Here is a 7,045-nt window from a genome sequence, read left to right as displayed (position 1 = left end):
CTAAAGATCGGGGTATCTACAGATATAATGCTTTTGGACAAAATTCAGAAAAAACAATTAATTACTAAAGAAGAGGCTGCCTACTTGAAAGGTAAGAAGCTAATCGAGGGAAGAAGACCAAATTATTATATAGCAAAAAAGGTTGCTCAACGAACAGGTCAAAAAGCTTTGTATTCAAAGCATAAGGCATTAGACAAGAAATACTATTTAGACTTAATTGTTAAGTCAATAAAAGACCATGGAATGTTGAATAGGGCCGATATAGATTTGTTATTATGGAAAAAACTACCTGATTATTTGTCTGAATCTCAAAAGAAAACAAAGATTGGTAATCTAATCACTGAATTAAGAAAGAAAGATATAATCATAAATAAAGGAACTTTTAAAGAACCTAAATGGCACTTAGTTAATTAAGAAGAAGACTTAAGAGAAGACTTAAGAGAAGACTTAAGAGAAGACTTAAGAGAAGACTTAAGAGAAGACTTAAGAGAAGACTTAAGAGAAGACTTAAGAGAAGACTTAAGAGAAGACTTAAGAGAAGACTTAAGAGAAGACTTAAGAGAAGACTTAAGAGAAGACTTAAGAGAAGACTTAAGAGAAGACTTAAGAGAAATTAAAAAGGTATGAGTAAATTATTTAGAAAGTGGAATACTTATAATACAAAAAGTATAAACAAGGATTACCTGTTTAGATATATGAGTAAAAGCAAGGTTTTGAGTCTTCTTGAAACAAAATCTCTTTATATGCCTTCAATGAATCGTTTTGATGACAAACTTGAAGGAATCTCTACTTACGATATAACAGAAGTTAGAGTAGCATATGAGTTCTGCTTTATTGATAGAGAAGAAAAAATAAATCCAGAGCTTATTGAAGACTGGAAACAGGCTAAAGAAGTTTCTAAAGAGAAACTATTACATATAAGTAAAACGCTAAGAAAAACCCAAGAATCACATTATATAAGTTGTTGGTTTAACTCAAATCGTGAATCTGATGGCATGTGGAGGTTTTACGCAAAAGAAAATGGTTTTGCAGTAAAAGTTAATAGAAGAAAGTTTCAAAATAAAATAAAATCTTCAATTCCTCTTAATGACCTACAAGAAAAGCAGAGAATTGTAGTAGGTAGAATTAAATACCAAGATTACCCTAGGGTTATTGAAAACGAGAAAGACAACACTGTGCTCTATTTATCTTTTAGAAAGGATGAATCTTTTTCGCATGAAAAGGAATATAGAGTAGTATTTATAGATTTAAATACGGATGCAGAAAAACCAAATCATGTAGTTTATAAAATTATTGATTTTGAAGAATTGGAGATAACAATTATTACACATCCCGCAATGCCAGAGGAAAAATTTGAAGAAAGCAAAGTACTATTTGAATCTTTGGGGAAAAACATAACTGTACAGAAATCTGAATTAGAACCTTTCTATCAATTTTTTGATAGGACCGAAAAATTAAAAGAATGAGTACGCCATCCTTTTTAGAAGACCACATTTCCCAAGTTCCAGCTTTACAGCTATTAATCAACATGGGGTATAGTTATGTTACACCCGAACAAGCGTTGGATTGGCGAGGAGGCAAAAAATCACAGGTGCTTTTCGAAAACATTCTTAAAACTCAATTGCATGAAATAAATACTATTCATCGCAAAGGAAAAGAATATCCATTTTCAGAAGCAAACCTAAACTCAGCCATTTTAGCACTAAAAGATTTGCCTATTCAGGATGGTTTTCTAAATGCCAATGCTGCATTCTATGACCTTATTACTTTGGGCAAAGCTATGGAGCAAAGTATAGATGGCGATAAAAAAAGTCATACGTTACAATACATAGATTGGGAAAACCCAGAAAACAATGTTTTTCATGTCACTGAGGAATATAGTGTTCTCAGAACTGCCAGAACAGATACTTACCGTCCAGACATTGTGCTTTTTGTCAATGGAATCCCAATGGTTATTATCGAGTGTAAAAGCCCTTCCTTAAAAGGAACTAAATCTCCAACGGAACTTGCAATTGAACAACATATTCGCAATTTCAGTAAATCTGGCATCCGTTCTTTGTACATGTACTCCAATCTTTTGTTAAGCATCGCTACTAATGATGGTAGTTATGGCACTACAGGAACAAGTAAGGAGTTTTGGTCTAAATGGAAAGAGCAGTTTTCAAGCAAGCAAGATAAGGTCGATTTTGCCAATGAGCTTTCCAGCGTTAAAAACAAGCCATTAAAGGAGATTCAAAAGAGTGACTTGTTCTCAGGAAGATTTAAATATGTGAAGTCCTATTTTGATGGACTGGAAAAGGAAAAAAGAGAAACAAGCAACCAAGATGAATTGTTATATGCCCTATGTCGTAAAGAACGTTTGCTGGAAATCATCAGGAACTTTACAGTTTATGACGAGGGCATTAAAAAAGTAGCTCGTTACCAACAATTTTTTGCCATAAAGGATACCATAAAACGAGTTACCCATTTTGACAACCTAGGGAAAAGGCAAGGTGGTGTAATATGGCACACACAAGGTAGTGGCAAATCTCTCACCATGGTTATGTTAGCTCAAATGATTGCCTCAAACCCCGAAATAAGTAACCCGAAGATAATTCTGGTCACAGACAGAATTGATTTGGATGACCAAATCTCAGACACCTTTAAAAAGTGCCAAAAAGAGGTGAAGCAAGCCAGAACTGGTTCACATCTTACAGAGTTGTTAAATGATAAAAGTGATGCCATAATCACTACAATCATAAACAAGTTCGAAGCAGCCGTTAAACAAACAAAGAACCCTTTTCTTTCATCAGATATTTTTGTCATGATTGATGAAGGACATAGAACGCAATACGGTAGCTTTAATGTTAGTATGCAACAGGTTTTTCCTAACGCTTGTTTTCTTGCGTTTACGGGCACACCTTTAATGAAAAGGGAAAAGAGCACCGCTCACAAGTTTGGTGGCTATATAGGCCTCCCATATACCGTTAAAGATGCTGTTGACGATGGTGCAGTAGTCCCTCTTTTATATGAAGGAAGACACAACCTAATTACAGTTGATGAAGACCCTGTTAATCGGTACTTTGACAAACTCTCTGAACCCCTATCCGAATATGGTAAAGCAAATCTTAAAAGAAAGTTCAACACCATAAATGAACTTAATAAAACTGAAAAGGTTATTTACGCCAGAGCTTGGGACATTTCTGAACACTACAGGAACTTTTTTCAAACTGAAGGTGACAAATACAAACCAAAAGGACAATTGGTCGCTCCAACAATCAAAGCTGCATTACTTTACAAACGGTTTTTGGATGACATAGGAATGGTTACTTCAGAAGTTATCGTTACTCAATCTGACCAACGTGAAGGTGTCGAAGATGGGTTTTACAACACAAATGACGAAAAGCGAATCGAAGACGAATACTTCAACTCTAGGATAGATAAGTATGGAGATTTAAAGAAATTTGAAAAGAGCGTCATAACCCAATTCAAGAAGAGGGAACATCCAGAAATATTGATTGTAGTAGCTAAATTATTAACTGGTTTTGATGCTCCAAACAACACTATACTCTATTTGTGCAGGGCATTAAAAGAACATACCCTATTACAGGCCATTGCGAGAGTAAATCGAGTATACCCAGGAAAAGATTATGGCTATATCGTTGATTATTATGGCAATCTTGAAAACTTAGATAATGCATTGGCCACTTATTCTGGCCTTTCTGATTTTGACGAAGAGGAACTTGAAGGCACTTTGACCAAATTGGATGATGAAATAAAGAAGCTTCCACAGGCTCACTCCGAAGTCTGGGACATTTTCAAAGAGCTAAAAGACAAAAATCTTGAACCAACCGCTTATGAGGAGCTTCTAAAACCAGAGGACATCCGAAATAAATTTTACGAAAAACTTAGTCAATTTGCTAGATTACTTAAGATGGCCTTGTCCTCTGTGGATTTCGCCAACAATACTGATGAAAAGAAGATAGCCCAATACAAAAAAGATGCAAAGTTCTTTCTTAAGTTACGTGTTGATGTGAAGCGTAGATACAATGACGATTTATCCTATAAGGAGTTTGAGCCAAAAATTCAGAAACTGATTAACCAGCATATTTCAACTGAGGGAGAGATTATGAAGGTAACCGAATTGGTTGACATCTTTGACAAAGAACAACGTGAAGCCGAAATCGAAAAAATTACAGGTAAGGCTGCTCAGGCTGACCATATTGCCAGCAGAACAATTAAGGCTATTAATGTAAAAATGCAGGAAGACCCAGTATATTACAAAAAGCTGGCTGAACTTATAAAAGAGACCATTGAAGAATATTACCAAAAGCGTATTTCAGAGGCCGAGTTTTTGAAAAAGGCAAAGGAGTTAGAGGATAAGTTTTTACATGGACGGTCAGAAGATGCTCCAAAAGAATTAGCAAACAACGATGCAGGGTTGGCTTTTTACAATTTTAGCAAGACAACATTTGATGATGTAGAATTACTTAAGACCCGATTTCATATTGAAACTAGTTTGGAAATTGATAAAACGGTAAAAGAGCATATATATCTGAATGGAAACAAGATTGTAGAATGGGACAAAAATGAAGACATTACGGGCAAAATAAACATTGCTCTAGGTGATATTGTCTATGAACTCCTTAAGAAATACGGACAGGATACCAACTGGGACAAAATAGACCAACTAATCGAGGATTGTCTAAAAGTTGCAATAATAAAATACAAGTAGTCCTATGAGAGATGAAATCCAATATGGAACAACCCTTATAGCCTATGACTTGGAATTCTCCCAACGTAAAACCCTTGGGATTAAAGTGTATCCAGATAAATCGGTTAGAGTAACCGCTCCCAAGAACAGCGACTTACTGAAAGTCCGTGACAAAGTAAGAAAGAAGGCAGCGTGGATAGTTAAGCAGCAGGATTTCTTTCTTTCATTTCAACCAATTACTCCACCTCGAAGGTTTGTAAATGGTGAAACCCATCTATATCTAGGCAAACAATACAGATTAAAGCTACACAAATCAAACAAAGCAGCAGTAAAGCTTTCAGGAGGTTATTTGCAGGTGCATTGCCAGTATCCCGAAAATAAGAAAACCGTTGAAGAGTTAATTAAAGGTTGGTACAAGGACAAAGCCGAATTACACTTTAAAGAACTTTTTGAGGAACAACGCCCATTATCAAAGAGTCTTTTCGACGGTAACGCAATATTGGCTTATAGATGGATGAAGAAACGATGGGGCAGTTGCGATAAGGACGGAAAGATTCATTTGAACTTAGAATTGATTAAAACATCAAAGAAGTGTATTGAATATGTTATCGTACACGAACTATGTCATTTAAAATACCTGAATCACAGTTCAGCTTTTTATGAGCTTCTGGAAAAGGTATATCCAGATTGGAAGGAAACTAAAGATAAGCTAGAAAGATGGATGGTGTAAACAGGTTATCCCCCAAAGAAATGCTAGAAGATTTTGTTGTTTTTCTATTACTACAACAGGATGAGCTATTGTCCCCTATTGGATATTTCTTCAATCAGGAGAATATGGTTATGTTGTTTGATGGAAAAGAAAAAATTAATTACCTAGACTACATAAGACAAGAACTGGGATTTTTAGAAAAGTTGAAAATAAACCCTCAGTTAAAGCCTACAATCGAAAGCTTGGATGACCTACTCTCCAAAAATGAACAACAATCATTACTAAACACCATCAATGATAATTTTCAAAGGACTATCTCATAAAGTGTGTAAATAGAAAATTAGCGGGGGCATGCCCCCGCTAATTTTTTGTCTAATTTTAAATATTTTCACATTATGAAGAAAGAAGAATTGTTCAACGACGATTTCCTGAAGCAGTTCAAATCGGGAGACGAGCTCAACGGTTTTCTCAAGGAACTCCAGAAGCGCGGCATCGAGAAGATGCTGGAAGGGGAACTGGACGGCCATCTGGATTACGAAAGGCACCAGAGGTCCAAGGACGGCAACTCCCGTAACGGGCACTCCAAAAAGAAGGTGCGCACCTCCTTCGGGGAGTCCGAGATATCCGTCCCCAGGGACAGGGATGCCAGTTTCAACCCCATGGTCGTCCCCAAGCGGGGCAACATGGTGGACGGCATCGAAAATGTCATCGTATCGCTCTACGCCAAGGGGATGAGCAACAGCGATATCGGGGAACAGATACGCGAGGTCTATAATTTTGACATCTCCACTTCCACCATATCAAGGATAACCGAAAAGGTGGCGGAGGACATCGTCGCCTGGCAGAACCGACCCTTGGAACCGGTCTATCTTATCGTATGGATGGACGGTATCGTCTTCAAGGTCAGGGAATCCTCCAAAGTAATCAACAAGACCGTGTACGTGGCCGTGGGCCTGCGCAGGGACGGGAAAAAGGAAGTGCTCGGCCTTTGGCTGGGCAAGAACGAATCGGCGGCCTTCTGGATGTCGGTGCTCACCGATATCAAGGCCCGCGGCACCGAGGACATCCTGATCACCGCCACCGACAACCTGAACGGGTTCACCGATACCATCAGGAACGTCTTCCCCGAGTCCAGAACCCAGATATGCGTGGTGCACCAGATACGCAATGCCTGCCGCTACGTGGTATGGAAGGACAAAAAAGCGTTCACCGCCGATATGAAGGGCATCTACAACGCACCCAACGAGAAGGCCGCAAAGGCCGCCCTGGAGGACTTTGCCAAGAAGTGGGAAACCAAGTACTCCTATGCCATAAGGAGCTGGAGGGACAACTGGGACGAACTCACCGTGTTCTTCGAGTTCCCCCTCGAGATACGAAAGATCATCTATACCACCAACCTTATAGAGAACCTGAACGGGAAGATCAGGAAGTACACCAAGAACAAGCTTTCCTTCCCCACCGACGATGCGGTGATGAAATCCGTATATTTGGCAACAAGGGAGGCCACCAAGAAATGGTCCATGCCCATCAGGAACTGGGGCATCATTTTAAACCAGTTCCTTACGATCTATGAAAAAAGGGTCAGGCTCTAGAAAAGCCCAACCCCCGTTATTTTTAACTTACACACTTATTGGGATAGTGTC

5 protein-coding genes and 1 pseudogene are annotated in these 7,045 nt (G+C 38.3%); all 6 read left to right on the top strand.

The genetic code is table 11. The annotated features are described in order from the left end of the window. A pseudogene (locus tag EO132_RS03870) lies at positions 1–414 on the top strand (hypothetical protein); the annotation flags it as partial. A gap of 209 nt (positions 415–623) precedes the next feature. Continuing rightward, positions 624–1,466, top strand: coding sequence for a DUF2971 domain-containing protein (locus tag EO132_RS03865; RefSeq protein ID WP_127136692.1), 843 nt, complete (start codon positions 624–626; stop codon positions 1,464–1,466). After that, entirely contained in the window at positions 1,463–4,714 is a 3,252-nt protein-coding gene (locus tag EO132_RS03860; RefSeq protein ID WP_127136691.1) for a type I restriction endonuclease subunit R, read from the top strand. Before EO132_RS03865 ends, EO132_RS03860 begins: the two co-directional genes overlap by 4 nt. A gap of 4 nt (positions 4,715–4,718) precedes the next feature. Further along, positions 4,719–5,423 carry a M48 family metallopeptidase gene (locus EO132_RS03855; protein ID WP_127136690.1) on the top strand — a complete coding sequence of 235 codons (705 nt, stop codon included), beginning with the start codon at positions 4,719–4,721 and terminating at the stop codon, positions 5,421–5,423. Then, on the top strand, positions 5,411–5,725 hold the full coding sequence (locus EO132_RS03850; RefSeq protein WP_127136689.1) for a hypothetical protein: 315 nt from the start codon (positions 5,411–5,413) through the stop codon (positions 5,723–5,725). Before EO132_RS03855 ends, EO132_RS03850 begins: the two co-directional genes overlap by 13 nt. A gap of 72 nt (positions 5,726–5,797) precedes the next feature. Further along, positions 5,798–6,994, top strand: coding sequence for an IS256 family transposase (locus EO132_RS03845; RefSeq protein WP_062787294.1), 1,197 nt, complete (start codon positions 5,798–5,800; stop codon positions 6,992–6,994). The last annotated feature ends 51 nt before the right edge of the window (positions 6,995–7,045 follow it).

The sequence above is a fragment of the Flagellimonas oceanensis genome (assembly GCF_003992595.1).
Classification (GTDB): domain Bacteria; phylum Bacteroidota; class Bacteroidia; order Flavobacteriales; family Flavobacteriaceae; genus Flagellimonas; species Flagellimonas oceanensis.
Note: the sequence above shows the minus strand (reverse complement) of the source record. Positions and strands in the feature narration are given on the sequence as shown.